Origin of the sequence: Xylella fastidiosa, assembly GCF_011801475.1 — a bacterium.
Lineage (GTDB): Bacteria > Pseudomonadota > Gammaproteobacteria > Xanthomonadales > Xanthomonadaceae > Xylella > Xylella fastidiosa.
In genome coordinates this window covers 1-26,235 of record NZ_CP044352.1, presented here as the reverse complement: position 1 = coordinate 26,235, position 26,235 = coordinate 1, and the positions used below count along the sequence as shown (strand labels likewise).

Below are 26,235 nucleotides of genomic sequence, written 5' to 3'. Positions count from 1 at the left end.
CAATTAATTAATGATGACAGCCGTTTGCAGGACAACGAACGCGCGCTCATCATTGCTAGACGGATCGCTGCTTCGGGCAATGATGCGGTAATACTTTTCCGCAGAGATTTCCTCGGCAGCGCCATATTGACTTTGGCTAGCGCTGGAACCTGCACCCAATGGCTCTTGGTTGACGCCGGCGCGTTCTCCTAGGTATTGGATGTAATACTGTCCAATCTTGCGGGTAACTGCTTGGCTGCCAGTAGCATTGACCCAACAATTTTCGGCGCCGCTGCTACACCCAGATGATAGATTTCCAGTATAAGTATTCTCCGGAATCGCCGGACATTGGCTTCCCGCTGCCGTACAATTGAACCCGGCCACTTTTCCTTTAGCATTCTCTATTGATGAACTCCTCAGCATCGCGAAGCGCTGCTTCTGCAGCTTGAAAACTCAAACTGCGATCACGGAGGTTAGCGCTCATACGTTCTTGAAGTAACGTCGTGCGCAGAACAGCTAAACCAATCAACGTCATTACCAGCAGCAGCAGTAGTATGACAATTAAAGAGATGCCACGCTGTCTGTACGGCCCGAGGTGAGTCATCCTCATAAATTTCTGTTCCGTAAGCTGGTGACGGAGGTGAGGGTGCGTGACACGACGTTGTTATCAACACCCACTCTGTCGGTCGTCTGGATCGTCAAGGCAACTCTAACCGCAATGACATTTTTCCATTCCGATACTTGAGCGGCGCTGACATAACTTGTAGCACCTCTTAATAAGTATGTAATTTGCATCGCGCTGATAGATTCCGCGACTTCGCCCAATGCAATCGCACCATTAGGACCGCGAATCTCCTGAAAAAGGGAGGTTCCGCCACGCTCATTCGTTCTGACATACCACTGCACTGCACGCAATTCGGTGATGATCGAATTGGCTTGGTGCTGATAATTGGGTGGATTCGCATTGCACACTGATGGCAAACGACCAAAGTGAGTGCAGGAATTCAATGCACCATTGCCATAACTGACAGTGGTTCCAGCAACGTTACTGGCCTGGAATATTGAAAGCTGCTGAGGATCGCACACCATCATGATCCCGTTGGTATGCAAGTCGGCGGCTTGCGTATAAAGGGTCATTGTATTGTTTACCGGATCGTGACTTTTAACTGTACCTCCGCTGGTCCCGGCAGACAGAATGCGGATTGCGTCTGTTCCTCTGACGCCTTGAGTCAGGGTACCACCATCAAAACCGATGAGAGGTACATTCCAATTACGCGACCATTCTGTGGCGGAATCTCTGAGTACATTAACAACGGGTAGGGTGTTGTCGCAGGCATTACCACCGGCCTCGCGTAGATCACGTGCCATGAGTTCAAACGCCACACGCGCCGACTCCTGGAGGCGGCTCATATTCTCCGTCGTCGTATAAAGCCGACGACTGGATATAAACATTGAAATGGCAGCGAGGACGACCAGCAGGCCAAGAACCAATGTGATCATCAATTCAATTAGATTGAAACCACGCTGGAGGCGTTGCAGGGCAAACCGACGGTTCACAGTTTACTCCTCACTTCAAAAATTTGAGTCTGCGTGGAAGAGACAAGCTGACCGGCTGGGGACCTTTTATCACTCGCACGAGTCTCGTCCCATTGCACCTGGATCGTGCATGTATTGGCGGCATCACAAGAGATCGAACCACAGGTTCTTTCAGAATTACCGAGCGCCGCCTTAAGGTTGCTTATCCAATCACGACGATCAACATCGACCAGGCTGTTCGCTTGCGGCGCAGTACAAACCATTCCATTGGTGTTGTAACTGCCTTTGATCGCTTCGCTGCGATTGGCGCGCATTGCTTCAAGAATCGCGTACGACTGAATCACTGCATGGCTACGCTGCAGAGCACTATCATTGTTGCGTAACGCCATGACTTGCATTGCCGCAACGCCTAGCATGCCAACGGCGAGAATAAATACCGAAATCAGCACTTCGATCAAACTAACGCCGGCAACGGCTTTTTTGCTTGCGATGGACATAACAGTGTTTTATTCGTCGTTAGGCTGAGAACATGGGGCTGTAGCTCCGGGAGAGACGCGGATCCGGCTGCCGCCATTGATGCTGACAAAACGAAGGTTGTTAGCCATCCGTGTGTTGGGCATACATAGCGACAATTGCGCCGTCAGCAATGCGCCGCTAACGTCACGCGCCAGCCCATCCGGTCTGAAAACAATTTGGTCGCTTAAACTGGTGATTCTCGGGCTGCCTTGCACAGTAACGTTGGGTATCGCATCGTTTACCCTGATGATGTTATTCCTTCCCTTGGCCACGGTGACCCAGCGTTGCCAAGGCCCCCCAGTACGACAAGTTCTGCCGTCGTCACTGCGACACACAGTAACGGGAGAACCGAGGCGGATTGCTTCTGTCCTGGCAAGTTGCAAAGAAGCAACTAACTCGTTGGCACTGCTGGTCAAGCGCTCACCATTAATCAGATTCATAAAGCTGGGATAAGCAAGGCCCGCAAGAATTGCCAGGATGGCAATTGTCACCATTAATTCCACCGTGCTGAAACCATACGAAGGCGCATGTGGGGTCAACTTCCATTGGCTCATATTTAGATACATATGCCACGAAAAAATTGGATTTATATCACAATTATTTCACAATGCAGATCAATTGAATTTTATGCGTAATTGCAACTATTGATAAAAACGTGTTTACACAGCACTCCAAAAACCAATATGCAGTGTCAAATGATGCCGCAACCGCCCGTGGATACCGTCCACGGCAAGGGCTTGAACGAGTGCTGGTGGTTCACTTCCATTAAATCCAGACCGCCTAGCTTTCCTTTGAGACCTCCTTCGTTCCGCTTCCATCATTGATGACTCGGCAATGTAGGAACTATCTTCACGTATTCGCGTTATACGCATGTCAATAGAATCTGATGAGCAATACCTCATCGACATTTCAGGTCAGCACTGCATGGGCTGCTGCGCAGTCTGACTGCTGTTGTATAGAGATCTGATCTTGGGCGAGTTGCAGCATTAATTGCTGCTCAAACAATAAACCCGTTACCTCAATACATTTACTCTGATCGCTATCAGAGTAAATATTTCCATGAAAAATAGAGTCGCTCTTACGGACATTCGACCACATCGGGTCATCAACACCTTTGATTTACCGATGGAAAACAACTAATAAAAGGCTTTGCCTCTTCTATTCGACCTTTTTGCAAGGTCCCTTCCATCATGATATCGACGTTTTACCCATTCAAAACATGAACATCCAGGAGATATAGGGACAGCTGTATGGAACGCATCACACCGTATTCGTGTGACTTATAGGACAATCGTAACCGCCATAGATCTACTACCTTCCATTGCTGCACAAACTTTACTCATATCGTTCTCACACCAAACAATAGGTGCTCTTCATACACATATTGTTGCATCTGGATACTGATGCTGATGGCCTGAGTAATACGCACCAAGCGATTGTCATTTGAACTCAAATTCTCTTGGTATCCTTGCTACCTAGAAATAGAGTTACGAATGAAACAGTGGTAGATGTTGTATGAGCGTGCTATTAATGAATCCATGCGCTTTAATTGCAACGTTTTTTATTTTTGGTACTACGCTTCTTCAATACCATTGGCGAAGCAAGGGCTGCGTACTCTCTGAAGGAAACTTCACCCGCATCCTCGAAAGCCGCCAATGTGTTTGGCGGCTTTTTTATTGTCTCCTCCGCTTGGTCTATGTCTAAATGTTCTGAGATTACATCCCATGCCACCATTTACCGACGACCTCCGTATCCGAAAAATTGAACCACTGACACCTCCTAACAAGCTCCTCTTACAACTACCATGCGATGAGCAGGCATCGCTGACTGTTGCGACCTCACGCAACGCACTGCACGATATCCTGCACGGCCACAATGACCGTTTAGCCGTCGTGATAGGCCCATGCTCAATCCATGATCCAATTGCAGCCATTGATTACTCGCAACGTCTACGCCCATTGCGTGAGATGTACAAGGATGCACTAGAAATCGTGATGCGAGTTTACTTTCAGAAACCGCGCACCACTATTGGTTGGAAAGGATTGGTCAACGATCCGGATCTTGATGGCAGCTTCCAGATCAATAAGGGCTTGCATATCGCGCGCAACCTGCTGCGCGATATCAATCATCTCGGCTTACCCGCTGGTGTGGAATTTCTAGACACGATTTCGCCGCAATATCTGGCTGACTTAGTCGCCTGGGGTGCCATTGGTGCTCGCACCACTGAAAGCCAAATACACCGTGAAATGGCTTCAGGTTTATCGTGCCCGATTGGCTTTAAAAACAGTACCAGTGGTGATGTGAAGATTGCTGCTGACGCGATTAAAGCAGCTTCGCATCCGCACCATTTCCTTTCAGTGACAAAGACAGGTGTTGCCGCAGTCGTCGCCACCCAGGGTAACCCCGATTGTCACGTGATTCTGCGTGGAGGCAAGGTCCCGAATTACGACGCAATCAATGTCGAAGCTGCCAGCCAAACATTGCTTAAATCCAAGCTACCGGTGCGACTGATGATTGATGCGAGCCATGCCAATAGCGGCAAAAATCCAAACAATCAACCTAAGGTGATCGAGAACATCGTAGAACAGCTTAAAGCCGGTGAACGCCGCATCATCGGTGTCATGATTGAAAGCCACATTGTTGGTGGCCGGCAAGAATTAGTCCTTGGAAACACACTTAACTATGGACAGAGCATTACCGATGCTTGCATCGACTGGGATACCTCGGTTGCAATGTTAGAACAGCTCGCTCAGGCCGTACGCGTCAGACAGACTCTACCAACGACCACTACAGCTAACAAAACATCAAAAACCCAATAACAGCGCGTATCACGCGCATTTTTTCCAGCTTTCTTAAACTAACTTCTCTGTCATCGACACCTAAAAATCAAACATTTATATGTCCCAGCATCCAGCCACATCAGCACCGTGTGTCATTAACCTTAGAACATCCAGATTGTTCCAATCTATGCATTCCGATGCGAGCAAATGATGTTATGCCGCCCACTCATTGGTGGCTTACTGCAATAGATGTTCTTAAAAGATGCCTATACCCGGTAGATCCAAAAAATGAGATTGAAGATGCTTTTCATGTATAGAAACATATGGCCCAGATGGGCTCCTGAGTAAGGAGGAAGAAAAGATATTAGGAAATGACTTCAACACCTAGCTCTGAAAACCATCGTAAAGAAATCCAATATCCCAAGACTATGCTAAGGTTCTGTAACATCATTTTTTCTTATTTAGCTCATATCAGATGCAGCAATGTTTGCACTTCCCTAACAAAATAATGCCGTAAATTCATATCCTATAAGTCTTAAACAAAAAGAATAATAAAAAAACAGATAGCGGCCAACATGCGTAATCACCAGTACACCGAATAGCTCAATCAATAGATGACTCAATGACATACCATCATGATAAGTACAACACACCTTAGCGACACTTTCATGACGTATGAGACCAGGGCAATAGGACCCCTGGATAACCACATGAACCACCACACTAGAATACCTGCCGAAAATAGAAAAAACTGTCACGCCATTGGTTAAAATAGGCAGCGAAGTAGAGTTCATCCGGGGCGATCCCCATGCTCCCTAAAAAATTAAGGGCCTATAGCTCAATTGGTTAGAGCAGCGGACTCATAATCCGTTGGTTGCAGGTTCAAGTCCTGCTGGGCCCACCAAACACTTAAATGATGATCGTTTCATGCAACAAACACGCTGTATAACTACTATCACTAGACCCGATCATCATCAGTGAACGCCTTTTTAGCACTGAAAAACCGTTATCTATAACTCGCGCTTCCAACACCTTCTGACTGACACTGGATACTTCAAACCAAGCGCATCGCACTCAACAGAAGAAGTCAACGCCGTGCCATTTTGAAACCTCACTGTTGCCTCAGATTAACCGGCTTATTTTGAATGCTCATTGCCTGGAACTGAGACCTGGACACAAGACACGGAACGACGGAATGATCTGATTACAGCGCCACTCTTCAATACCGGACGCGTTTTACGGCAAGCTTGGCAAAGACACACACCACAACTACACAATGGCAACCCAAAGTGACGAGGCATGTCACACTCGACAGCACATAGATCAAACGGTGTCTTGCACACCTTATTGATCTCCTATAGCTGGAACACTTCTTAGAAGTACCAACCGTCTTTCGGACGCCAGTATTTTTTACTCTAAGAACCAAATACCTAACCCATAGGTATAACATCCCTTTACCAAGAACAGCGCGCGGTTCAAGACCAGCGATGAATGTCTTACTCAAGCCATATACATCAACCTGGTAATGCCAACAGAACGCTCATTAAAACTGATTGGATCATCTGAACACCACCTACAAAACGAGACAGATGCTAGAAGGGAGCACAGCGATATGCCAAGCAACTTCTGACTGATATTTGCATACAAATTTTGCTATTGCTATCAGACAGCGTCACTCAACTTGACACTTTGCTCAAGCAAAAGGCCTACAACCTCAACAAGATAAAAACGTAGCGTGGATGAATAACAACTCTCTTTAAGCACCACGACGTGCTCCTAACCTAGCTTCACGCAGAGACACGAGCACAGCACAGCACAGCACAGCACATAGGTTGACCCACTTGAACAATCTCAATAAAGCACCGAATTAGCGAAAAATCTCCGCCACCCACACCCTGCAACGCGAGCAGAGCGGTAACGATGCCGATCAACGGGAATACGCACCTGTGATCGCAGCGTTGCCGTTGCCGTTGCCGTTGCCGTTGCCGTTGCCGTTGCCGTTGCCGTTGCCGTTGCCGTTGCCGTTGCCCAACAATGTATCGACTGCCTTGAAGAGAGACAATGACACACACATCATGTGATCGCTGGTGACATACCCTTTTTGATCGACAAACAGCAGTTGTGGCACCACACCCCGTAACCCATCGGAAACGACACGACATGATGGGACGATGACACTAGCACTGAAAAGCGCACCCTATTGCTCGGCGGGGGCATTCCGAAACAAACACACCATCCCAGCCTGCCCGCTAGACGTGTTCTGCACCACCGCGAGGAAGTGTCGCTTTTTCTGAGAGCTGTTTTCTGATAGCTGCGATCAACGCTGCATCTCTGAAAGTGTGCCGCTAAGGCGGCGTCGCGCTGCGCGCGCGCGGTGAGTCGTCATGGCAATCCTCGTTCTGGGGAATCTTTTCCATCATTGTCTGCTGCATCGTCAACGCGGTCAGATCGCTCATACCACGCTGCTGCATGACTTCGAGCGCTGAGTGATTGCCGTTGCACTGAATCAATAATTGGATCAGCAGAAAGCAGCGCAACAATAGCCGCTTCATTGACTAAAAGACGATGACCTCAATGAAGCGGTAGTGCCAATCGCGCAAAACGGTGGGCGAGGAGTATTACTACATCCTAGCGTCTCACCGCACGATAAGACGCACTCAGACCACACATAGAATTCAGACAACAACAGATCACGTTAAAACTGCACCTTGGATGCATACCGCCATGTTATGGATTGATTGGCGTAGCTGATAAGCATTGTGAAATTCTTTGCTTATCGAGAAAAAGGATTGGGCAATGTTGCGCTCACATTCCAATGATCAGCGACACACCTCCACGTTTCGTTGCTCTTTCGGTTTTAAATATCCGACCAAGAATCGCTGCAATCTCCTAGGCCATAGGATTAAGTATGGATCAAGACGTGTCATAGGCATCCCACTACACGCGCAACAACGCAGGCGATACACCAGCCTTTACCCCAAGTATTTAAACGGGCGGCATAACATAATCAGCAATATGTATCCTGGCTTCTTCATCACGTGTATCTGTGAAGACAAAATGATGACGATCTCAAGATCTTTGCAATCAGATCGACCATGTTCTATCTGATTGCAGGCAGCCACTGTATGGGCAGAGGGCAACGACTATTCCACCGGATCATGTTGCATAGAAAGATGGTCGGTGGAATGACTGCAACCGCCATCTTGTTTCATCGGAGCCACGTTGTGCTGATTGAAGCGGTGCACCTGCAATAACATCGCAGAACGGAACACAGGAAGGATCGTTCAATCAGCAGGGAAATAAGTACGAGCGATTCCATGTGCCATCATCAGCCTTAAGGTGATACTTCCACTAATATTGGAAACTCAACCCGTAGTGTTGCCTGCCTGCTCTGGGAAGCAGTGAGCCTTCTTTATGAGAGTCCGCGCAACATCCTCAGCGAGGTACACCAGATTTAGGATTCACCAGAAGCGCATCCAAGGGTTAGCTAGGCAATGGATGATGAGGCTAGTCACGATGCTGTATCAGCAGAGGAGGACGCTAGGATCACGATCATTCTCAGCGGACTGGACAGAGTCCAGACATCATTCGCAAATGCGACTTTCCTCCAGCCAGTCACGCGGCAATAGATAGTCAGCCAAACGCGCCTCGGCACTGCCTGGTAAAGGGTGGTAACCATATTCCCAGCGCACCAACGGCGGCAGACTGATCAAAATGCTTTCAGCACGCCCGCCACTCTGCAAGCCGAATAATGTGCCGCGATCAAATAACAAATTGAACTCTACGTAGCGACCACGTCGATACAGCTGAAACGCACGCTCACGATCACCGTAGGGCGTGTCATGACGACGCGTCACAATCGGGAAATAAGCGTCGAGGAAGCCATCTCCCACCGCACGCTGGTAATCAAAGTCGCGCTCAAAATCCTTATCAAGGTCATCAAAGAATAAGCCGCCAACACCGCGTGTTTCATTCCGGTGACGCAGTACAAAGTATTCGTCACACCACCGTTTATGCGCTGCATAACGTTCGTCGCCAAATGGGGCGCATAGGTCACGAGCAACTGTGTGCCAGTGCACGACATCTTCATCAAAGGGATAAAACGGGGTGAGGTCAAAACCACCGCCAAACCAAGCAGCAACTTGTTTGCCCTCACGCTCAGCACGAAAATAGCGCACATTGAGATGCGTGGTAGGGACGAAAGGATTTTTGGGATGGAATACCAGTGACACGCCACAGGCACGCCAATTGGCACCAGCCAGTTCAGGACGGCGCACGCTGGCCGATGGTGGTAAATGTGTACCGCAGACATCGGAGAAGCCAATAGCTGCCTGTTCAAAGACGGCACCATCACGCAAGAGACGGGTACGTCCCCCCCCCCTTCCGTACGCTGCCAGTGGTCTTGGTGAAAATGCGATTGACCATCGATGGTCTCGACCACATTGCAAATACGATCTTGTAGGGCAGTCAGGTAATCGCGGACGCGGTCGAAATGGCTCATAGCAATCTGAAGTGAAAGAAAAGAAAAGGTCGCACCAGACACACAACACAGCGGATGTACCGAAGTTTGGAGGGTCATTATGCGGTCACACCCGTCATTTCGCCCATGCTGCAAGCGATCAATATCGCTACACATGGATGACATCGCAGTACAGCGGCGGCGCTGTTTTAGTGAACAGCTCAATTGCACCGAAGCCGTGGCTGTACTGGTATCGGCTTAGGCTACAGACTCAATGGAACTGAGCGCGTATCTCCGGTGCCCGAAAGCGCCAAATCATCCAGCCATTCAATACTGCTACGGCGATTGCGACAACGACACCGAAGCCAAGGAACGTCCACCGGGCTTGATGCAGCAGTGTGGTGGTTTCTAGTGCGACGATCATCTCCGGTGTTAGCAAGGTCATCACGGTATCGAATAGAACTCCCATCAAAGGTAAAACAGAGAAGTTAACAAGGGTCACGATCAGCAGCAGCGCCATGATTCCACGTCGCGCCCATTCACGCTGATACAGCAGTCCGCAACCGACGCAGATAAACAGTAATGACAGCGCCCCATTGGCCAAGGAAAGTTCCAGGGTATCCCTCAACACCCAAGAAAACCGGGGCGGAATAGGAACACCCAATAGGCCCTGCAACGTTCCACGCTCTTGGTCAGGAAACAATTCGAGGCGAACGATCGACAGCAGACTCGTCAACACGCTCAATGCACCTAAACAAAGGGAAATGGAAGCGATGACTTTCACGAAGGTACGAGCGGAAGAAGGGATAGACATGAGAGCGCTCCAACAATAACCCGCAGCGGAATTAAAACATCTGACGGATTAGGTTCATTGTTTCAACTGTGTTTCGAACAATTTAAGGATGCGCTTGTATTCGTCCACCCATGCATCAGGGTGGGTGAAACTGTGGCGCTCCAGCGGATATGGGACGATCTCCCAGTTATCTTTTCGCAACTCAATCAGTTTTTGCACCATATCAACGGAATCTTTGAAAAAGACGTTGTCATCTATCATGCCGTGCAGGATAAGCAAATGACCCTGCAATGCCTCAGCGTAGTTGATCGCTGAGGAGCGCTGATACGCATCTGGATCCAACTCCGGAGTGTTGAGAATATTGGAGGTGTATTCGTGGTTGTATTGCATCCAATCACCCACCGGACGCAATGCCGCTCCAGCCTTGAATGTGCCCGGAGCACGAAACATGGCCATATAGGTCATAAAGCCACCGTAAGATCCGCCATATATACCGACGCGACGCTGGTCGCCCTGCTTATGGGCAATCAGCCAATATAAGCCGTCCAGATAGTCTTCCAATTCTGGATGGCCCATGTTGCGGTAAATCGCGGTGCGCCAATCACGGCCGTGACCAGCTGAGGCACGGTAATCCAGATCAAGCACGATGTAGCCTTTCTGCACAAGCAGGGTATGGAACATTTGCTCACGGAAGTAAGAGGTATAACGTGCGGAAACATTCTGCAGATAACCAGCGCCATGGACGAACATCACTATCGGATAGCGCTTTTCTGGCTGCAACGATGCTGGGCCGTAGTATTTGCCCCAGATGACACCAGCACCGTGTTTAGAAGGTATTTGGAGGTACTCCGGTTGGATCCACTGTTTTGCTTTGAAGGTGCTAGTACGTGTATCGGTAAGCACACGCGCTTGACCGCCGTTGGTTGATATGACTGCTAACTGCGGCGGTAAATAAGAGCCGGAATAAAGCACCAGTATCTGACGTCCATCAGGTGAGAGATCGAAGTCCTCCACTCCCTGCAATGCGGTCAGGGTGTCGAAGTAGCCGCTATCCAAATCGAGTTTGCACACTTCGTAACCACCTGGCCATGTTGGATTACATACAAAGTAGACGCTGCTTCCGTCGGCGCTGAGCCGTGGGGCGGACACCTCCCAATGACCAAAGGTGCGCTGTTTTGGGGTACCTGTTTCTTCAATCGTATAAAGGTGGGAGTAACCGGATTCCTCCGACAGCAACCATAAGGTGCGGTTATCTGGTAACCAGCCGAAGTCGTTGAAGTCCCAGTTAATCCAAGCACCATCATGAAGGCGATGACGTACATTGAGTGTTGCTTGTTTCAGGTCGACGGCAGCAATCCAGCGATCTTTGTTATCAATGGAGCGAATGTCCACCGCAACGTTGCGACCATCCTGAGTCCAGTGAATCGCCGGGACATTGCTCTCGGCATTGGTCTCAATCCGCACTGGGCGTTCCCCTTTAAAGGGGTCTTTACGATTCGCTTTACGCAGCGCTGCTAAGGGATCTTCGTTGATACCCGGTAGTGACGAGAAACTCAGCTGACGCGCAGTGCCATCCTTTAGATCAATTAACCAGAGTGTATGGGGTGCCGGCATGTTGCGGCCCACCCGGGTACGTACATCTTGGAATTCCTCATAACCAGACTCTGTGACGTAATGGGGTATCTTTCCGATCTGACCCTCGTCAATGTTTTTTGCTTTGGTCACCAACAAGAGATGCCTTGCATCAGGTGACAAGCTGCTGTCAACCATCGATACGTCTTCATCTAGATAGACAGGAGCTGTCGCGCGGGTTGCATCCGCGGCACGCCATATGTGTTCCTGTTGTTTGAGCGCCTGCCGTTCAGCACGATCGTTACGTAATGTGGCTAGACGCTCTAGCTGCCGATCACGCAGCGGATCGTTTTTAGGAGTGGCATCTGGATCATGCCCGACATGAATGTCCGTCAGCTGCGCCACACCACCTTGTGGTATCCAATGGTACCAATCATTACCAGCACGCCAGATAACGCTACCATCGGTCGCAAACTGTGGGCGGTCTTTGCTCTGATTACTGCGGGTCAGCTGGATTAATACGCCTTTGCGCAAATCGCGTAAGAAGATATCCCCATGACGCACAAATAGCATGCGCTGACGCTGCTGGTCATAGACAGGATGAGGGGCATCCACATCGGCAAGCAGCCCATTACTCACAACCTGGGAGGTATTGCTGCGCAACGGTTGGCGGTAAATTTCATGCACTGGACTGTTTTCACGCTTTAACTCGTATTGCACCTCCTTGCTATTCCACTTCCACCAAGCAGTACGGATGCCTGGACCGATCCAATCAGGGTTGGCCATGATCTGTTCGACAGTCAAAGGTGCTGAGGGGGTCTGGGCGAATACGCTGGAAGCCAGTAGAAATAGGGGCAGGAAAAGCAACCGGGACATGATCAATGCAGCCATAGCAGAAGAAGAGCAAGCCTAACAGTGTCGGAATCTCGCTGCGGGTTTTCCTGAATGCAAAAGTGGCAGCGGTTGCTTAAAAATTAAGCGATTCACTCAATAGCAGCTCCCTACTCAAGCAGGGACATGACGTCACTGTAGACAATACTCAAAATCTCGCATGCGAGAATTCAATGCCATCAACGCCAATCTGCAGATATATCCCGTAGATGTCTGATGTCATCAAACAACATGTAGATACATCAAATCTCACACCATCAAATAGTGTCATGCCTGGTGTCATGAGTGCGATGGGAATCACCTTTCTGGATAGCGCTATTCGCTAATTCGATAAGGGACTAACGAAGGTGCAGGCAAGCTGCAACAGATAGAGCACTGTCGTGAATCTGGTCCTTTCTTTTATTTTTGGTATTGCAAGATATGTTTCAGGTGACAAGCTGCTTTTAATATTCCTGGTTGACAGCATCCAACACGTTCAACGATGTCACATTCATATAGGAGCGTATTGTGTATTCAAGCTATCAATGAATAAATTCAGCAAGCGCGCTGATTTTACATTTCTGTGTATGTATCCCATGCGTCACGAATACTCATTTGGTAGGTGAGGGGTTTTGTCTAACAGATTAAAAAAAACGCCACACAAAGTGGCGTTCTTAGGGTGACCATCCTACGGGATTGGATAAATCATGCGATGTAGTACAGATGCGATTGATTTACCTACTCATGAAATCCAATCTTCTTCATATCTGCGTTTTTAGCAGCAGCTAGGACTTTAGCAATCACTTCATATTCTGAGTCTGGATTAGCATCAATCTGCAATTGCGGTTGGTTGGTTGGATCTTTCTGCACTACTTCCTCCATACGCTGCTGCAATTGGCTCACCGCAACCAGAGTGTTGTTCCAATAGATTTGATTGCTAGCATCAATCTTCAATTGAATTGGCGGCGGCGGTTCATGATCCATCGGTGGCGGATTCAGCACTCTCTGAGGTAAATCCACGGCAATTGGATAGGTCATGATCGGCGCAGTAACGATGAAGATAATTAATAACACCAACATCACATCCACAAGAGGAGTGACATTGATATCTGCCATCGGGCCACGGTTGCTACCACTACTAAAAGCCATGGCTTGCTACTCCTTTTCTTTAGTTGCAATAAAACCAATGTCCATAATCCCTTGCCCTTGGGCGACCTTGATGATCTTGCTGATTTTACTCATCTTAGTGGTGCGATCACCACGTAAGTTGAGAGGAGGTTGTGGAGTTTGTTGCGCGGCAAGCGAAAAACGCTGTTCTAATTCACTTTCGCTGATTTGTATATCGTTCCAATAAAGCGACCCATCTTCTTTAACAGCTAAGGTAATCGGATTAGAACGTTTTTCTTCATTGTTCTTATTGACCAAATTAGCCTGAGGCAGCTCCACCTTAACCTTATGAGACATCAACGGTGCCGTAATTATGAAAATAATCAGCAGCACCAACATCACGTCCACAAGTGGCGTAACGTTGATATCGGCCATCGGACCATTGCTGTTTCCATTACTAAAAGCCATAACGGACTCCCTCTAACCGCATTGGGATGATTGCTTTATGAAAGCGGGGTACAGGATCATCGTACACGCGAACCCGTAGCAAAGAAGTCATGCAGATCATGCGCAAATGTATCGAATTTAGCGATTGTAGAACTATTGATCTTCGAGAAGAAATTGAAAGCGAATACGGCAGGGATCGCAACGAATAATCCGATTGCAGTCATAATCAGTGCTTCCCCTACCGGGCCAGCCACAGCATCAATGGATGCCGAACCAGTAGCACCGATAGTAATCAGCGCATTGTAAATACCCCACACGGTACCCAACAAACCTACGAATGGAGCGGTTGCGCCTACCGTCGCCAGCAATGTCATCCCTGATTGCAGCTTGCTGCTTTCACGAGTAACAGCTTGACGTAACGCACGGTCGACAAACTCCGAGAGACTTAGCCTTTCCCCTAATCCCATCGCATTACCACCTTCCGTCCGCTGGTGATGGGCCGCTGCTTGCGAAGCATCCAAAGCAATCTTCGAAAAGGGTTCGGAAGCCGATTGCTTTTCCATCGCACTAATTGCTTCTTGCGGAGTCTTGGCCTTCCAGAACGCGTTAATGACCAAGTAGCCTGCACCCTTTAAGCGCAAAGCACGTAAGATGTTTATGACTGTCCAGTACCACGAAAGAGAGGACATGGTGACCAAAATGATCAGCACAGCCCAGGAAACTGCAAACTCGGCCGGTGACGCGGTCATTTCGCCAATCAGGTGCCAAACACCCATTTTTGAAAGGGCATTCGACGGATTGGAACCCCCTGCTGTGGCAACGATGAAAAGATCCTGCAACATGACACTTACCTTTTAATGTTGTTGATGATAAAGCGTGGTGTTTTAAGGGAGTACAGATAACCTGAACTGGTCGGACCAGTCCATAGTATTATTGCCTATAGTGAAAAATTGACCGGTACACGGACACGACCAGCAGATTTCTTTCCATTGATCACTGAAGGATTAAACTTCCATTTAGAAGCGGCATCTATTGCAGCACGATCAAGATCCCGATTACGGCTAGATTTCTCGACAGACACATTAGTAACGTTACCATCAGCATCTACGTCAATGATCAACACAACCTCACCCTGGATACCAGCCCGTAAAGCAGTAGGCGGGTACTTCGGTGGGTTCATTTTCTTTGACGAAATATCTACGCTGGCACTGATGTCGCTCGGAGGAGTCGGCGGCGCAGGCGGCGCAGGCGGCACAACAACATCGCTTGGACGAGGCTGAGGAACATCCACGACTGGAGGTTGTGGCGGCGGAGGGACTGGCGCAGGACGTGGTGGTGCCAAAGTCTTGATAGGGGGCGCTGGTTTTTTCTCCTCTTGCGGTGGTGGTGGTGGTGGCGGCGGCGGCGGGGAATCCACAATTGTTACCGCCGCAAGGCGTTGCTTCTCGGGCGGAGCCTTGAGTGACCCAGCAGGAATCAGTAATAGCATAAAAGCAGCAAGATGCAATGCGATTACAAAAGCAATACCAAGGATACGAGGCCAATTTAAAGCATCGCTCACATCGTCCTGCTCATACCTATGGACAATAAGTTCTTCCGACATGTGCCAATGGGCTCTATAACAGTGAAGGCACGGACCGCAAAAGCGATCCCTAAATCAAGCAGTGATTGACACCGCAACAGTTTCTAAGCTTATACCAATCGCCGCGCTTACCACCATGTATTTTTAACTTTTGCCATAGCATGAGAAAAAGAATTATGCCAAACCATGGAGGCTAATTGATTGGAAAAAACACTCTAAACGAAAAACCAGATTGTAATGCTCAGAGGGTAACAGTAGACAGGATAACTTGTCGCAACGTTACATGCATTTCAAGTAGTAAGTTTACATTTAGCAGAAACTTGATAAAACCATAAATAAAGCACTATAGCTAGGTTAAAAACATCAACGACACTAAGATCACTGATTACGCGCATCAGCAATACGCTCTCAGGATGGCTTTCCAAGAGACTGACAGAATTTCTTGGAAAGCCATCGTGCGGTAATCACTTGATGTTGATCATCTTCTTGGCTTCTTCTGGTTTCTTTATCCCCTTAGACAACGCTTGCTGAGCGGCTTGCTGGGCTTCGGCAAGGCGGCCATGTTGAAATAAGACTTTGGCTAAGTTCAGATATGTTTCGCCGTCGTTAGATAATGGAGCAGCTTTCTTCCAATTTTCTATCGCTTGGGTGATATGATCCGTATAGTAATAAGACTGCGCCAACGCAAGATAGGTTTGATAATCTGGTTTTAAGATCCCTCTGCTCATTCCTTCATTAATGACATTAATCACATCCTTTTCTTTGTTGTAAGTATTTGCATAGATCGAATATAACTGCTTGTATTCACGCTCTTCGGTAAGCTTGCCAACGGTGCGTAGTTGATCCAGCACCACTGCCGCTTTACCCATTTGGTCAGCTTGCATGTACAAACTCGCCAAATCGATCTGGGCTTTCTTATCGTTCGGTGCTTTAGCGGCCAATGCTTCAGCCATGGCAATAGCTTCACCTGTCTGCCCGACTTCAAAATAGGTAGATATTAATAACTTTTCCCAGCTTTCTTTAGGTTCAGAAGAAGCAGTAATTGCTTGCTTAATAACTGGAATCGCTTCGGAGTACTTACCTGCTTGGTACAAGGCTTGACCTTTGAGGATCAGATCCTCAGCGCGCTGTGACTTGGTTTCAGCCAAGTATTTATCAAGTGTTGCCAAACCCTCAGAATATTTACCTTCCTGCAATTGGAATTGGGCCAGTAGCAGCATTGATTGATAGTGGTTGTTATTGTCCAAACCATTCAAAGCAATCGCTTGATTCAAATAATGCTGCGCAGCGACTACATCTTCGAGCTTGTAAGCAGCCTGTGCACCAAGTTGCGCAGCTAACGATTTATCAGCTTCATTAGCGCTCGTGTTGGCTAAGATTCCATCGGCCTGTGCACGTACCGCAAGATAATCTTGGCCCTTGTTATAGGCATCTATTAGTTTCTGTAAATTGCCAGCCAATCTTGAGGAGTTTTTAATCTTTGGTTCCTGACGTGTAGCCTGAGGATAAAGATTCTCAGAATTACCTCCCTTAGCAGCATAACGACTCAAAGAGGTATTGTCGGATTGTAGTGCCGCAGCAGGCACAGCAATACCACCGCCTAGAAAGATGGGGATGAGTAAAGACAGCAGGTCCTTTTTGTAGTTCAAGCGTTTCACGCAAACCTCGTTGATTTATGTCATTAGAAAGAAATTTATATATCAATTCAGACGCTAAATCTGTTCGAAATTAGAAAATTTCCACTAGAAGACACTTAGCCTTCTATGCTGCAGGACTGCAATGCGGCACACGTCCTGCGTCACGTGCCTGAGCGTAAACCGATGCTAATACCGCACTTTGCTGCTCCAATTGACGAATACGATTGGTCGGATCTGGGTGAGTGGACAACCACTGCGGCGGTCTCTGCCCTGCAATAGCCAACATATTCTTCCAAAGGTAAACCGCTTGGATAGGATCAAAACCAGCCTGGGCCATGAGACGCTGCCCAACAATATCGGCCTCACGCTCCTGAGTACGGGAGCCGGGCAACAGAAACGCAGCTTGAGCAGTCAGTCCACCTATCTGGTTAACCGCAGTAGCAGCACTGTCTCCATACGCAGTACCTGCCAATACACCAAGTAATCCTAAACCGGCCTGAGTACCAAGTTGCCAAGTAATACGCTCCTCATGATGACGCGAGACGACGTGACCAATTTCGTGACCTAGCACAGCAGCGAGCTGTTCTTGATTTTTTGCCGCACGGAAGATTCCAGTATTAACCCCAACTTTCCCGCCAGGTAAAGCAAAAGCATTCGGTTCTTCGTTTAAAAACAGCACAGTTTCCCACTTCACATGGCGCCACTGTAACGGCAGTTCCGTAACCAAAGCATCAACAACGCAACGTACATAAGCATTCTGACGCACATTGCCACTGATTTTCTCCTTGGCCTTTATCTCAACAAATGCCTGCTCACCCAGTTGATTAAGCTGCTGCTGCGAAACACCACTAAAAACCTGATGCCGACCCGTCGGAGAGGTGGCTGTTGAACAAGCGCCAAGCGACAGTGTCGCTATCAAGAAAAACGATAATTTTTTCATCAATTCTCGATTCTTTATAAGAGCTGTAAGTGTTTCTTCAAATGCGTTTAATGTTTCATAAAAATTAGTACATCCCAAAGAAATAAAGTCCAATGAGCGCACCAATATTGTTAAAAGAATGAGTAGTAATCGAAGCCCACAAACTTCCAGTACGCCAGTACACCCAGCCAAAAGCCATACCTAAGATCATGTAAATCAACCAGAGGTAAATAATCGCCAGCGCACCATTGCTACTCAAACCTGGAATTTCGTGCAAAAAGGCAAAAGCTAAACCACTTAAAGTGATCCCTAATATTGGTCGACCAGCAATCAAGAAACGCCCTAAAAACACACGCCGGAACAATAATTCCTCGTAGGCTGGCACCAAAAATACGACGAACAAAACGACAAACAAAGGCCAGCGCGCTAAACCTTCTAATATCAATGCCTGATTACTAGGGACAATAGAAATTCCCAATTTTCGAGCAAACAATCCAGATAGGGTACTGAAAAAAAACGTTAAGACAGCAACACCGATAATGCAATTCCAGGTAGACATTCGGCGTAACGCCAAGCGCGCATGATGCCGTTCATCAACAGTGGCAGGGAGACGCCAAAAGTACAACAACAACGCAGTACCCCCAATGGCAATCAATGCCACCAACATTTGTACCAATACACCAGGCTGACCGATCAAAATAGCTACTGACTGCGAATCCAGCCTCTGGTTTCGCTGTTGTGCCTGCGTTGCAAGCATCACGCCACTCGCTATCTCCCATAGGAGCATCGCACCAATGCTGATGAACGCTATTGTGATGCAGCTCACCAGCACATCAATGCTAAAAGGGATCAGTACAGCTGACAAACGCGCGACACGGTTAGTCGGCACAGAATCTGATAAAAACAGATTAGACATAGCATCGTTTTCTGATGGAACAACAGCAACTGTCCGTAATAAAGTTAAATATCCAAGCGAGTCACTTTTAATGCATTGTTCTCAATAAAGCCACGGCGTGGCTCTACCACATCACCCATCAGTGTGCTGAAGATTTGGTCAGCAGCAATCCCATCTTCAATACAAACTTGCAAAAGACGGCGAGTGTCCGGATTCACCGTAGTATCCCATAACTGCTCCGGATTCATTTCACCCAACCCCTTAAAGCGCTGGATTTGGCGACCTTTCTTCGCCTCTTCAAGCAACCAAGCTTGCGCATCACCAAAACACTCTATTGATTGCGATTTAGTGCCACGAACAATTTTAGCGCCGTTACGAATTAAGCCATGTAGCAACTTGGCCGCTTCATAGAGTGGACGTAACTCACCAGTCTCTAATGCTGATAATTGCAACACCTGAGTCAATTCCTCACCCATGTGATAGCGGGTCGCCAACAAGGCGGCAGAATGTTGTTCATCAGGAAACTGCATCTTAAGAATATAACGCGGAGCACCCAAGCTAGACTGGTTCAGCAATGCCATCAGCGATTGTAGATGTTCGCTATCACTGTAGGATTGAAAGCAAGTCGAATCCAAGGGAGTAAATTCAAGCAGTGCTTCCAGGAGGCGAGAATCATAGCGATGCGAATGACGCACGATAGTATCTTTTGCGGCGATATATGTAATCAGCAATTTCTCCAATGCAAGACCCTCAATGGGCGGCTCACCTTCAGCGGGGAGTAATTGCGCTCCTTCAACCGCGCTATTCGCCAAATAAACATTCAATGCGATATCGTCCTTTAAGTACAGCTCACTCTTACCCTGCTTTAGCTTGTACAAGGGCGGCAAGCCAATATAGATATGGCCACGTTCAATCAATTCTGGCATTTGCCTGTAAAAAAACGTCAGCAATAAAGTACGGATATGCGAACCATCCACATCCGCATCGGTCATAATGATGACGCGATGGTAACGTAGCTTATCTGGGTTATATTCGTCCTTACCGATGCCTGTCCCAAGGGCCGTGATCAATGTGCCAACCTCAGCACTAGAGAGCATACGGTCGAATCGTGCACGTTCAACGTTAAGAATCTTGCCCCTGAGCGGCAATACTGCCTGATTTTTTCGGTTACGCCCCTGCTTTGCAGAACCACCAGCAGAATCCCCTTCGACGATAAACAATTCTGACATCGCTGGGTCTTTCTCTTGGCAATCTGCCAACTTACCTGGCAAACCGGCGATATCAAGCACACCTTTTCGACGGGTTAAATCGCGGGCTTTGCGAGCAGCCTCGCGAGCACGAGCAGCATCGACAATCTTTCCAGCAATTGCACGTGCTTCGTTAGGATTCTCTTGTAAGAATTCCTCCAAACGCAAGCCAAAGGTAGCTTCCACTGCCGGCTTGACATCGGAGCTCACCAACTTTTCCTTGGTTTGGGAAGAAAAACTAGGTTCAGGGACTTTTACCGATAACACGGCAATCATACCTTCACGCATATCATCACCAGAAAAAGTGATCTTCGCTTGCCTAGCAACCCCATTCTGCTCAATGTAATTACCCAACGTACGAGTCAATGCAGCACGGAAGCCAGCAAGGTGGGTACCGCCATCTTTTTGTGGAATGTTATTTGTAAAACAATACATTGTTTCTTGGTAGGCATCAGTCCACTGTAAAGCAGCATCCACAACAATGCCGTTGTGCTCCCCTGTGACCGAAATTACATTCGGATGCAATGGGGTCTTCAATTGAGCTAAATGTTCTACAAAGCTACGAATACCACCTTCATAGTGAAAATCGTCACGCCGACCCTCACCACGTTCATCAATCAAACTAACTTTAAGGCCGGAATTGAGGAAGGATAACTCACGGAGGCGCTTTGCAAGATTTTCGTAATGAAACTCCACATCACTGAAGATCTCTTTTGCCGGTTTAAAACGTAATGTAGTACCGCGTTTCGCTGACACCTCTAACTGCTTAAGAGGATATTGCGGCTCACCCAAAACATATTCTTGTTGGTAGTGGTAACCATCACGCCAAATATCAAGCCATAATCGCTCAGAAAGGGCGTTGACCACTGAAACTCCTACCCCATGCAAACCACCAGAAACCTTATAGCTATTATCGTCGAACTTACCACCAGCATGTAAAACTGTCAGGATCACTTCAGCGGCAGAAACACCCTCTTCTTTATGAATATCTACAGGGATACCTCGACCGTTATCCGAAACAGAGACAGACCCATCAATATGGATCTTGACAAGAATGCTGTCGGCATGACCAGCTAATGCCTCATCCACCGAGTTATCGACAACTTCAAACACCATGTGGTGCAAACCTGTACCGTCATGGACATCTCCGATATACATCCCTGGACGCTTGCGAACAGCATCCAGTCCACGTAGTACTGTGATTTTACTTGAGTCATATATGCCGCCATTACTGAGCAGCGATGTATTCTGCTTTTCGGTCATGCGTTTTTCATTGGCTCCATGTCAATCACTTCAAAATTCAGACGCATCAAGGCGCTAATTTCCATCCTAAAATTAAAAATGTATCTATCCATATACTTCTCAAAGCCAAGAAAAGCAGGCTTTCTCACTAAGGAAACATCAAAATTAGGTACTTTTGGGGCTACCATATCCAATACGCCCCCACACTTCCTATAATTGTATAGAAAGATTAATTTGAGTTCTTTCTTTTCATTGCATAACAAAGACCAATGAAATAAAAAATTCTATATATGATTCACGGGGATAACAGGGGGAGCATATAAGATCATGATAATAATGAAATTAAATGCTATCAGGCAGCTCACTCCATAGGTAAATCAAATTCACAACCCACTTAAAACCCAATAACTCCAACTAACACATCAACAGAGAAGATGCACCTCAATATCAACACCTCAAGTTAAGGGGATTTTAAAATAATTAAATGCCTGTAACCGATGCAATCTAAAAATCACTTCAAAACATTCGCGTGATAGCGCCATGTTCCACGTGAAACATAGCACCCACTGAGAAAAAAGGCTTGAGTCCTTGGGGAATTTCTGTCCCCGTGATCAAGACCTGGGCTGGAATTTCAGCTAGCATCTCTAACACGCGCCATTGATGTTTCTGATCCAATTCTGAAGCCAAGTCATCTAAAGCAAGAATAGGCCACTCCCCACGCTGATCAAAAAAGTCCTGCGCCTGAGCTAGTAGGCACATCAATGTTATAAGTTTTCCTTGTCCACGAGATAAAAAATGAACTCCAGGAATACTGGAAAATTGCGGAGTCCAATCCGAACGATGCGGTCCTAATGAAGTATAACCATACTGATAATCACGTTCACGCGAAATAAATAAAGCATCAATCAACGGCAATTCGTGACGACGCCATCCATGATTAAAATTAAAACCATGGATTTTTAAATTAGGTGTTATTCTTGAAATTAAAGGGATCACTCGTTGTTTCAATCTCTCCAAATATTGAAACCGACGGAAAGTCAATTGTTCACCAACTTCACTCAATTTTTGATCCCAAGCTTCTAACATGGCTAATTCTTCTTTCTGCTTAAGTAAAGAATTACGTTGTTTAAGCACATGTGTATAGCGACGCCATAAATCCAGAAAATCTGGTTCAACATGGAATAATCCCCAATCCAAGAACCGACGTCGTAATTCGGCGTTACTATTGATGAGTTGGTAACTACTTGATTCAAAAGTAATCACTGCTAATGCAGCGCATAAACTAGCCAAATGCATTATCTTTTGACCATCTAAACGTCCTATCCATTCTTGCCCATAGTGACTTAAACCTGCACGACGTCGACGTGCATTAATTAAAGCAGTTTCTTGCCAATCCACAAAAATTTCTAGATTTTCAGAGCCATGTCGGATCAAACCATCACGGACCCTGCCGCGAAAGCTCCGCCCGTAACCCATTAAATGTACGGCTTCAAGTAAACTAGTCTTACCTGAACCATTTTCACCAATGAAAAAATTCAGTCCAGGTAATGGAAAGAAATCAACGACATCAAAACAACGAAAATGACGTAAGACGAGCTGAGTGATGTGCATCAGATTCAAAATTCACTGGCACAATAGATAACATACCTAATGAAATTAGGAAGAATGATGAGAATATAAAAAATAATAACATACCCAACTAAGATTCCATCATTAGGAATGAAAAAATAACAACATAGCATTAAAATCTATAGCGAATAAATAAATTATTAACAAGATTTCTTTTAAAGGGGAGTTTACTTATACTATTAAAACCACAAATTATTATAACAATTAAATTAAATATAAAATTTAAGTTCCACAAAAAAACGCCCGATTATTATCAGGCGTACTTTATTATCAAAGTTGAATAAAAATTATAATCTTAATGGCATCACTACTTGAAGTGACTTCTCACTATTAGATTCACGGATTAAAGCAGAAGAATTTGAATCACGTAGCTGAATATTAACAAAATCACCACGCAAGGAAGATAAAGCATCTAACAAATAATTAACATTAAAACCAATCGCCAAACCATCCACAATAGTTTGGGCCTCAATTTCTTCCTGTGCTTCTTCTTGCTCTGGGTTATGTGCATTAATTTTTAACTGCCCAGGTGAAACTTCAATACGCACACCACGATATTTCTCGTTAGATAAAATTGCCGCCCGTTGAAGAGCATCACGTAAAACCTCACGAGCAACCTTTACCTCACGATCAGCACCGATTGGTATCACTCCCTCATAATCTGGGAAAGAACCATCAATCAATTTTGAAGTAAACGTTACATCAAAGGATTTCATTCTAATGTGGTTACGAGCAATTTCCAACTCAATTTGGCGATCACTCCCTTCTAATAAACGTTGTAATTCCATTACGCCTTTACGCGGCAAAATAATCTGGCGTTTAAGATCTTTAGCTTGTTCTAATTCAGTTTCACACAATGCTAAACGATGGCCATCGGTAGCTACACAACGTAATTTAGTGTCTCGTAAATCAAACAATAAACCATTTAAATAATAACGTACATCTTGTTGGGCCATTGCAAAAGCAGTACGCTCAATGAGTTCCTTTAATAAAACTTCAGCAATAATAATACGTTCCGTTACTTCGATTTTATCTATAGATGGAAAATCATTAGCTGGTAATGTAGCTAAGGTAAACCTGCTTCGACCAGCTTGGAGGGTAATTTTATCATCGGATTGATATACACTTAGTTGACTAGCATCCGGTAAAGCCCTAACGATTTCATAAATTTTACGTGCAGGGATAGTAATCTCCCCACTTTCCGGATCTTCAATTTTTGTTTTTGAAATCATCTCCACTTCAAGATCTGTACCAGTTAAGGATAATTGATCTTCATTAACTTTTATTAGGAGATTAGCCAAGATAGAACGTGTTTGACGGCGTTCTACTACGTTTACAACGTGAGCTAATGGTTTTAGGAAAGTTTCGCGCTGTAATCTGAAACGCATTTGGTTCCTTACCTCTATGCTTTTTAGTTAATATTTAAAACTTATGGTGGTGGTGGTAGAAATTTTTTTTGTGGAGAAGTACTCTAAGATGTTGTTTAATTTGTTATTTTTCTCTGTATAAGATCCTAAGTTATTTTGCTTAGATCACCTGGGAAATCTGTGGATAAATTTTTATAAAAATCCAAATCGCATTTTATCCACAAGTTTTTTACACTTTCTTGGAAAGAACTAATTTATTTCTACATTTCTATAGAAAATGAGTAGTCATATAATGGGGGGATTTATTCACTAAATTTTCGCATTAGTTTATCCCAGTCTTCTCGCAATTTGGTTTCAGTTTCCATCAATAACTTGATTTGACGGCAAGCATGCAACACTGTTGTATGATCTCGGCCTGCAAAAGCGTCTCCAATTTCAGGCAAGCTATGCTCAGTCAGCTCTTTAGCTAATGCCATTGCCAATTGTCTTGGTCGTGCTAATGAACGAGTACGGCGTTTTGAAAGCAAATCTTTGATTTGTAAACCATAATAATCAGCTACAATCTTTTGGATATTAGGGATGCCAATTGTTTGTTGCTGTGCACGCAATAAATCTCTTAAGGTCTCTTGTGAGAATTCAATAGTTACAGCTCTCCCAGTAAAGTTTGCACGTGCTACTAAGGTATTTAGTGCACCCTCTAAGTCACGGACATTACTGTGCATTTTTTTTGCAATTAAGAATGCAACCTCATCTGGAATCGTAGCGCCACGTTCACGTGCTTTAGCCAATACAATCGCAGCTCTGGTTTCAAAGTCAGGAGGATCGATCGCTACGGAAAGTCCCCAAGCTAAACGAGATTTTAATCGTGGTTCTAGACCATTAACTTCTCTAGGATAACGATCACATGTTAAAATAATTTGCTGTTTCCCGTCGAATAAAGCATTAAAAGTATGAAAGAATTCTTCTTGAGTACGATCTTTTCCAGCAAAAAATTGAATGTCATCAATCAATAGCGCGTCAATTTGATGGAACTGACGCTTAAACTGGTCCATACTTTTGTCTTGTAACGCTCTTATCATGGCGCTGAAAAATTGTTCCGAACGAAGATACATGACTTTATAAGTTGGGTTTACTTGCCGCATTACGTTACCTGCAGCAAACATTAAATGGGTTTTACCCAAACCAGTCCCACCATAGAGTAATAGAGGGTTGTGAGTACGGTCTCCCGGTTTCTGTGCGGCTTGCCAAGCTGCAGCACGAGCGAGTTGATTGCTTCGTCCCTCAACAAAATTATCAAAGTTATAGTGTGTGTCCAGATTTCCGTTAAATGGGACTGTTTGAGACAAACGTCCTGTAGTATCTACTGGTACGGTTAGTTCTGTTGTTTTAGGTCGTGAGCCAATTGCAAGGACTACTTCACGTATTCCTGAAAAATAGGATAACAATTCTCGAAGACGCCCTAAGTATCGCTCTTCTACTAGTTCAATGATAAAGGTATTGGGTGCGTAAAGGATGACACTGTCACCGCGTTGGTCAGCTTGTAAAGGTCTCAACCAAGTATGAACATCTTCTGGTGGAAATTCAGTTTCAAGACGTTCCAGGCAACGGGACCAAGATTCCATCAATGTTGTCATCAGTAATGGGCTGTTTCACTTTGA

General features: G+C 46.1%; 19 protein-coding genes, 1 tRNA gene and 2 pseudogenes. 2 read left to right on the top strand and 20 right to left on the bottom strand.

What is annotated here, in order from left to right; genetic code table 11:
* Positions 1-3 precede the first annotated feature (3 nt).
* From F7G16_RS00110 to F7G16_RS00095, 4 genes and pseudogenes are all read right to left on the bottom strand, one after another.
* Positions 4-589: pseudogene (locus F7G16_RS00110) on the bottom strand (pilus assembly PilX family protein).
* Positions 586-1,536 (bottom strand): PilW family protein, encoded by a 951-nt coding sequence (locus F7G16_RS00105; RefSeq protein WP_011097475.1) that lies wholly within the window; start codon positions 1,534-1,536, stop codon positions 586-588. Before F7G16_RS00105 ends, F7G16_RS00110 begins: the two are co-directional and overlap by 4 nt.
* Complete coding sequence (gene pilV, locus F7G16_RS00100; RefSeq protein WP_004087852.1) at positions 1,533-2,012, bottom strand: type IV pilus modification protein PilV; 480 nt, start codon at positions 2,010-2,012, stop codon at positions 1,533-1,535. The genes F7G16_RS00105 and pilV overlap by 4 nt, the downstream gene beginning before the upstream one ends.
* Positions 2,013-2,021: 9 nt before the next feature.
* Positions 2,022-2,585 carry a GspH/FimT family pseudopilin gene (locus F7G16_RS00095; RefSeq protein ID WP_004087851.1) on the bottom strand — a complete coding sequence of 188 codons (564 nt, stop codon included), beginning with the start codon at positions 2,583-2,585 and terminating at the stop codon, positions 2,022-2,024.
* 1,170 nt (positions 2,586-3,755) lie between these two features.
* Here F7G16_RS00095 and F7G16_RS00090 point away from each other — a divergent pair.
* Both F7G16_RS00090 and F7G16_RS00085 read left to right on the top strand, forming a co-directional pair.
* Complete coding sequence (locus F7G16_RS00090; protein ID WP_004087849.1) at positions 3,756-4,850, top strand: 3-deoxy-7-phosphoheptulonate synthase; 1,095 nt, start codon at positions 3,756-3,758, stop codon at positions 4,848-4,850.
* Positions 4,851-5,638: 788 nt separating this feature from the next.
* A tRNA-Ile gene (locus F7G16_RS00085) sits at positions 5,639-5,715 on the top strand.
* Between the two features lie 1,023 nt (positions 5,716-6,738).
* Here the strand turns inward: F7G16_RS00085 and F7G16_RS00080 are convergent.
* The 16 genes and pseudogenes from F7G16_RS00080 to dnaA form a co-directional block, all read right to left on the bottom strand.
* A complete protein-coding gene (locus F7G16_RS00080; RefSeq protein ID WP_164874262.1) occupies positions 6,739-6,879 on the bottom strand; it encodes a hypothetical protein in 141 nt (46 codons plus the stop codon).
* A gap of 277 nt (positions 6,880-7,156) precedes the next feature.
* Positions 7,157-7,363: a hypothetical protein gene (locus F7G16_RS00075; RefSeq protein ID WP_004087846.1), complete on the bottom strand. Its 207-nt coding sequence runs from the start codon at positions 7,361-7,363 to the stop codon at positions 7,157-7,159.
* Positions 7,364-8,395: 1,032 nt separating this feature from the next.
* Positions 8,396-9,312: pseudogene (gene hemF / locus F7G16_RS00070) on the bottom strand (oxygen-dependent coproporphyrinogen oxidase).
* 229 nt (positions 9,313-9,541) lie between these two features.
* Positions 9,542-10,084 carry a hypothetical protein gene (locus F7G16_RS00065; protein ID WP_004087844.1) on the bottom strand — a complete coding sequence of 181 codons (543 nt, stop codon included), beginning with the start codon at positions 10,082-10,084 and terminating at the stop codon, positions 9,542-9,544.
* A 54-nt stretch (positions 10,085-10,138) separates the two neighbouring features.
* On the bottom strand, positions 10,139-12,511 hold the full coding sequence (locus F7G16_RS00060; protein ID WP_172632640.1) for a S9 family peptidase: 2,373 nt from the start codon (positions 12,509-12,511) through the stop codon (positions 10,139-10,141).
* Positions 12,512-13,243: 732 nt separating this feature from the next.
* On the bottom strand, positions 13,244-13,654 hold the full coding sequence (locus F7G16_RS00055; protein ID WP_004085082.1) for an ExbD/TolR family protein: 411 nt from the start codon (positions 13,652-13,654) through the stop codon (positions 13,244-13,246).
* A 6-nt stretch (positions 13,655-13,660) separates the two neighbouring features.
* The gene (locus F7G16_RS00050; RefSeq protein WP_004087842.1) at positions 13,661-14,080 is read right to left on the bottom strand and encodes an ExbD/TolR family protein; all 420 of its coding nucleotides are present in this window, start codon (positions 14,078-14,080) and stop codon (positions 13,661-13,663) included.
* Between the two features lie 56 nt (positions 14,081-14,136).
* Positions 14,137-14,901, bottom strand: a complete 765-nt coding sequence (exbB, locus tag F7G16_RS00045) for a TonB-system energizer ExbB (protein WP_004087841.1) — start codon at positions 14,899-14,901, stop codon at positions 14,137-14,139.
* Positions 14,902-14,996: 95 nt separating this feature from the next.
* Positions 14,997-15,662, bottom strand: coding sequence for an energy transducer TonB (locus tag F7G16_RS00040; protein WP_004087840.1), 666 nt, complete (start codon positions 15,660-15,662; stop codon positions 14,997-14,999).
* A gap of 443 nt (positions 15,663-16,105) precedes the next feature.
* Positions 16,106-17,227: a tetratricopeptide repeat protein gene (locus F7G16_RS00035; RefSeq protein ID WP_370447387.1), complete on the bottom strand. Its 1,122-nt coding sequence runs from the start codon at positions 17,225-17,227 to the stop codon at positions 16,106-16,108.
* Between the two features lie 175 nt (positions 17,228-17,402).
* Entirely contained in the window at positions 17,403-18,218 is an 816-nt protein-coding gene (locus F7G16_RS00030; protein ID WP_004087838.1) for a M48 family metallopeptidase, read from the bottom strand.
* Between the two features lie 64 nt (positions 18,219-18,282).
* The gene (locus tag F7G16_RS00025; protein WP_080502623.1) at positions 18,283-18,954 is read right to left on the bottom strand and encodes a CPBP family intramembrane glutamic endopeptidase; all 672 of its coding nucleotides are present in this window, start codon (positions 18,952-18,954) and stop codon (positions 18,283-18,285) included.
* 203 nt (positions 18,955-19,157) lie between these two features.
* Complete coding sequence (gyrB, locus tag F7G16_RS00020; protein WP_004087836.1) at positions 19,158-21,602, bottom strand: DNA topoisomerase (ATP-hydrolyzing) subunit B; 2,445 nt, start codon at positions 21,600-21,602, stop codon at positions 19,158-19,160.
* 495 nt (positions 21,603-22,097) lie between these two features.
* Complete coding sequence (recF, locus tag F7G16_RS00015; RefSeq protein WP_004087835.1) at positions 22,098-23,192, bottom strand: DNA replication/repair protein RecF; 1,095 nt, start codon at positions 23,190-23,192, stop codon at positions 22,098-22,100.
* A 305-nt stretch (positions 23,193-23,497) separates the two neighbouring features.
* On the bottom strand, positions 23,498-24,598 hold the full coding sequence (gene dnaN, locus F7G16_RS00010; protein WP_004087834.1) for a DNA polymerase III subunit beta: 1,101 nt from the start codon (positions 24,596-24,598) through the stop codon (positions 23,498-23,500).
* Between the two features lie 281 nt (positions 24,599-24,879).
* Positions 24,880-26,199 (bottom strand): chromosomal replication initiator protein DnaA, encoded by a 1,320-nt coding sequence (gene dnaA, locus F7G16_RS00005; RefSeq protein WP_011097471.1) that lies wholly within the window; start codon positions 26,197-26,199, stop codon positions 24,880-24,882.
* Positions 26,200-26,235 lie beyond the last annotated feature (36 nt).